At 70.6% G+C, this 5,512-nt stretch carries 3 protein-coding genes and 1 pseudogene; all 4 read left to right on the forward strand.

Annotation, left to right across the window (positions count from 1 at the left end):
* On the forward strand, nt 1–1,432 hold a 1,432-nt coding region (locus QN345_RS15000), incomplete at its 5' end, for a beta-galactosidase (protein ID WP_323508813.1).
* Between the two features lie 2 nt (nt 1,433–1,434).
* Complete coding sequence (locus tag QN345_RS15005) at nt 1,435–3,312, forward strand: glycoside hydrolase family 35 protein (RefSeq protein ID WP_322188474.1); 1,878 nt, start codon at nt 1,435–1,437, stop codon at nt 3,310–3,312.
* A gap of 64 nt (nt 3,313–3,376) precedes the next feature.
* Complete coding sequence (locus QN345_RS15010) at nt 3,377–5,467, forward strand: DNA polymerase III subunit gamma and tau (protein WP_323508814.1); 2,091 nt, start codon at nt 3,377–3,379, stop codon at nt 5,465–5,467.
* A pseudogene (locus QN345_RS15015) lies at nt 5,437–5,512 on the forward strand (recombination protein RecR); the annotation flags it as partial. The gene QN345_RS15010 and the pseudogene QN345_RS15015, both read left to right, overlap by 31 nt.

Here is a 5,512-nt window from a genome sequence, read left to right on the forward strand (position 1 = left end):
GAACCCCACCCAGCAACTCGACTTCGCCCGGTTCTCCAGCGACGCACTCAAGGACTACCTGGTCGCCGAGCGCGAGATCCTGCGGCAGGCGACTCCCGAGGTTCCGATCACCACCAACTTCATGGTGATGGGGGAGACCCGCGGCATGGACTACGCGGACTGGGCCGACGAGGTCGACATCGTCTCCAACGATCACTACCTGCTCGTCGCAGACCCGGAGGCCTTCGAGGAACTGTCGTTCTCGGCCAACCTGACCGGCCAGATCGCGCATCGTGCGCCCTGGTTCCTGATGGAGCATTCCACCAGCGCCGTGAACTGGCAGCCGGTCAACCAGGCGAAGTCGCCCGGCCAGCTGCGCCGCGACAGCCTCACGCACGTCGCGCATGGCGCCGACGCGGTCTGCTTCTTCCAGTGGCGACAGTCGCTGGCCGGCGCCGAGAAGTTCCACTCCGCGATGCTCCCGCACGCGGGTGAAGACAGCACCGTCTTCCGCAGGGTCGCCCGCTTCGGCGGCGACCTCGCCGGCCTCGCCGAGGTCGCGGGAAGCCGGACCCGGCAGGCCCGCATCGGCATCCTCTTCGACTGGGACTCGTGGTGGGCCTCCGAGCTCGACTCGCACCCCACCGAGCTGCTGCGCTACAAGGCCGAGGCGATGACCTGGTACACCGCGGCGCTCGCGAACGGGCTCCAGGCCGACATCATTCCCGCCCGATCGGTGCTTCACGGACCCGGCCTCGACGGCTATGACCTCGTGATCGCCCCGATGCTCTACGTGGTCACGGCAGACCTCGCGGAAGCGCTCACCGGCTATGTGACCGGTGGTGGCCACCTCACGGTCGGCGTCTTCTCCGGCATCGCCGACGCCGACGACCACATCCACCCCGGCGGCTACCCCGGTGCCTTCCGTGAGCTGCTCGGCGTGTGCGCAGAGGAATTCGGCGGCCTGCTCGCCGGCCAGGCCGTCGGGCTGTCCGGTGACCTGCCCGCGGGCTCGACAGGGACGCTGCTCACCCACGACGTCACCGTGCGGAACGACGTCGACGTGCTCGCGCGCTTCGACGACGGCCCGTTCCCCGGCGTGCCGGCCATCACCGGCCGTGCCGTCGGTGCCGGACGGGCCAGCTTCGTCGGGACGGTACTCGACAGGGAAGCCCTCGTCGCCCTCGTCGGTCGCTTCGCCGCGGATGCCGGCATCGCCTCACCGCTGCCCTCCGACGTGCGCGGCACTGTCCAGCTCGCCGTGCGTGAGACGGACACCCTCGAGTACCTCTTCTACATCAACCATTCCGCGCAGGCGGTCACGGTGGCACTCACCCCGTTCGATGGATGCCTCACGGCCGTCGATCTCGGAGGAAGCACCCTGGCCGCCGGCTCGCTCACCCTCCCGGCGACCGGGGTCGCCGTGCTGAGCCGGCCGCGGGCGGGGGAGTGACCGTGGCCGACTTCGCGATCGGCGAGACCGACTTCCTCCTGGACGGCACGCCGTTCCGGGTGCTCGCCGGCGCCATCCACTATTTCCGGGTTCATCCTGACCACTGGGCGGACCGGATCCACAAGGCCCGGCTGATGGGGCTCAACACGATCGAGACCTACGTGGCGTGGAACGCGCATTCGCCGGTTCGCGGGCAGTTCCGCACCGATGCCGGGCTCGACCTGGCCAGGTTCCTCGACCTCATCGCGGCGGAGGGGATGTACGCCATCGTGCGGCCGGGCCCCTTCATCTGCGCCGAGTGGGACAACGGCGGCCTGCCCGGCTGGCTTTTCCGCGACCCGGCCGTCGGCGTGCGGCGCAACGAACCGCTCTACCTCGCGGCGGTCGCCGAATACTTCGGGCAGCTGCTGCCGATCGTGGCGTCCCGCCAGATCGACAGGGGCGGGCCCGTCATCCTCGTGCAGATCGAGAACGAATACGGCGCATACGGCGCCGACAAGGACTACCTGCGTGCGCTCGTCGACCTCAACCGGGCCGGCGGCATCACGGTGCCGCTCACCACGATCGACCAGCCCACCGACCAGATGCTGACCGACGGCAGCCTTCCCGGCCTGCACAAGACCGGCTCGTTCGGGTCGCGGGCCACCGAACGACTGGCGACCCTGCGCCGCCACCAGCCGACGGGGCCGCTCATGTGCGCCGAATTCTGGAACGGCTGGTTCGACCACTGGGGAGCCCACCACCACACCACCTCCGCGGAGGACTCGGCCCGTGAGCTCGACGCCCTGCTCGCCACTGGCGCTTCCGTGTCGCTGTACATGTTCACCGGCGGCACCAATTTCGGCTTCACTAACGGCGCCAACGACAAGGGCGTGTTCCAGCCGACGGTCACGTCCTACGACTACGACGCTCCGCTCTCCGAGAGCGGGGAGGTGACGGAGAAATACCTCGCCTTCCGCGAGGTGCTCGCCCGGTACGGGCCGGTGCCGGCCGAACTGCCCGAAGCCGTTCCGGCGGCGCCCGCCTTCGAGGTCGAGCTCGATGAGTCGGTGACGCTCTGGGACGCTCTGCGCGAGCTGGCGGACCCGGCCGCCGAACCCGTGCCGGGGCTGCCGAGCATGGATGCCCTCGGCCAGTACACCGGATTCGCGCTGTACCGCAGCAGGCTGGCCCCCGGCGCACATCTGCTCTCCTTCGGCGCGATCCGCGATCGCGCCCAGGTGTTCGTCGACGGCAATCCCGTCGGCGTTCTGCAGCGCGACCACCACGACCGGTCGATCAGCCTGCCGAAGGGGTCCACGCTCGACCTCCTCGTCGAGGATCAGGGCCGGGTCAACTACGGCCCGAGAATCGGGGAGGACAAGGGCCTGATCGGCCCGGCGACCCTCGACGGGGCGCCGCTCGGGAACTGGCAGGTGCTGCCCCTCGACCTGGACGGATTCGCCGCAGCCGGTAGCCGGCTCTTCGCCCAGCATCCGCGATGCTCCGACGGGGGCGGCGAGCGCGATCTCGATCCCGACCTGGACGTCGATCTGACATTCGCCTTCGACTCGCTCCGGGCCGCCGAGCCCGCCGCGGACACGGTCGCCGTGGAGGCCCCGGTCGGCTCGCTGAGCGGACCCGCGTTCGCGCGCGGCTCGTTCGACACAGAGCAGGGACGCGACCTCTTCCTCAGCACGGCAGGCTGGGGCAAGGGCCAGGCCTGGATCAACGGGTTCAACCTCGGGCGGTTCTGGGACCGCGGACCGCAGACCACCCTGTACGTTCCGGGCCCGGTGCTGCGGGAGCGCAATGAGTTCCTCGTGCTGTTCCTGCACGGAACCGGAAGCACCCGGGCCCGCTTCGTCTCCCGCCCCGACCTCGGCCACACCGATTTCTAGCGGTCTCCGCCCGGGACCCCGGCCCCCGGGCGGGACTGTCAGCGGTCCCGGCTACGATTGATCCGTGGTTACCGCCCTGTATCGCCGCTACCGGCCAGAGACCTTTGCCGAGATGATCGGCCAGTCCCAGGTGACCGAACCCCTGATGACGGCCCTGCGCACGAATCGGGTGAACCACGCGTACCTGTTCAGCGGCCCCCGCGGCTGCGGCAAGACCACGAGTGCGCGCATCCTCGCCCGCTGCCTCAACTGTGCAGAGGGCCCGACCGACACCCCGTGCGGTGTCTGCCCGAGCTGCGTCGAGCTCTCCCGCGACGGTGGCGGCTCGCTCGACGTCGTCGAGATCGATGCCGCGAGCCACAACGGCGTCGACGACGCCCGCGACATCCGGGAGCGCGCCATCTTCGCGCCCGCCCGCGACCGCTACAAGATCTTCATCCTCGACGAGGCGCACATGGTCACGCCGCAGGGCTTCAACGCTCTGCTCAAGATCGTCGAAGAGCCGCCGGAACACGTGAAGTTCATCTTCGCGACGACCGAGCCCGAGAAGGTCATCGGCACGATCCGCTCGCGCACCCACCACTACCCGTTCCGGCTCGTCCCGCCGGGCCCGATGCTCGAATACGTGCAGACGCTCTGCGAGAGCGAGAAGGTCGCCGTCGCACCCGGCGTGCTTCCGCTCGTCGTCCGCGCCGGCGGCGGGTCGCCCCGCGACACCCTCTCGCTCCTCGACCAGCTCATGGCCGGTTCCGACGACCACTCCGTGGAGTACGACCGCGCGGTCGCCCTCCTCGGCTACACGAGCGCGTCCCTGCTCGACGAGTCGATCGACGCGATCGCCGCCCGCGACCCCGCCGCAGCCTTCGACGCGGTCGACCGGGTCATCCAGACCGGCCAGGACCCGCGCCGCTTCGTCGAAGACCTCCTCGAGCGCATGCGCGATCTCATCGTCGTCGCCGCAACCTCCGCAGCGGGCGCGTCCGCCGTGCTCCGCGGGGTTCCGCAAGACGAGATCGAGCGGATGGCCGTTCAGGCCGCCAAGTTCGGCCCGGCCGAGCTCTCCCGCACCGCCGACATCCTCAACACCGCACTCACCGAGATGACCGGCGCGACCTCGCCCCGGCTGCACCTCGAACTCATGATCGCCCGCGTGCTGATCCCCGCGAGCGACGACTCCACCCGCGGCGCGCTCGCCCGCGTCGAACGGCTCGAGCGCCGCATCGGTGTTGGTACGAGCGCTGTGGGTGCAAGCGATGTCGGTACAAGCGGTGCCGATACGAGCTCGGCCGCATCGGTGGCTCCCAGCTCCGCGACGCCCGCCGTTTCGTCTCCGACGGATGCTTCGCACGCCCCCGATGCACGCCCCGTGCCGGTCGCCGATCGCGGTGCGCCTGCGCCCGAGGCCCCCGTGACCCCCGCGGTCTCCACTGTTCCCACGAGCCCTCCGGCAGGTCAGGCATCCGTCGCGCCGGCCGTCGTTGCCGCGGCCCGCCCGATCGGGCCGGTCACGTTCCAGCAGGTCAAGGACGCCTGGCCAGAGGTCCTCGAGGCCGTCCAGACCGCCAAGACGAGCGCGTGGCTCGTGCTCTACACGGCGAACGTGCTCGAATTCCGCGACGGCGACCTCCTCGTGCTGTCGTTCCCGAGCCAGAAGGACGTCGCCGGCCTCAAGCAGTCAGCCGCGCCGGGGGAGGGCGTCGGCGACTACCTCAAACGGGCGGTCAATTCGGTCCTCGGCTTCACGCCGCGCCTCATCGCCAAGGTCACCGAGCCCGGGGAATCAACCCCTGTCGCCGGCCCGTCAGCTGTGCCCAGTGCGTCGCCCGCGCCAGAGCCACAGACATCGAGCCCTGCCGCCGCCGCGTCGCAGGCCGCACCGCCGGCCGCTGCGGTGAGCGACGGCGCAGCCGACACACCGTTCGGACGCCCGGACGCGTCAGCATCACCGACCGGACCCTCGGCCACCGCAGGGTCCAACGCCCCGACCCGGGCATCCGCTCAGCCGGCATCGGCACCGCGGTCCACCCCCGTCGAGCCGACCGGCTCCGTCACCGCCTGGGCGACCGTCGCGATTCCGGGCGCGGGCGACGCGTCCACCGGGGCGACGGCCCCCGCGACCGCACCTGCCGCGACCCGCGCCGCAATCCCGCGATGATCTGCGTCGTCGAAGAGGCCAAAGACGTCGTGGCGATCGAGCGCA

The organism is Cryobacterium sp. 10I1 (assembly GCF_035019805.1).
GTDB lineage: Bacteria > Actinomycetota > Actinomycetes > Actinomycetales > Microbacteriaceae > Cryobacterium > Cryobacterium glucosi.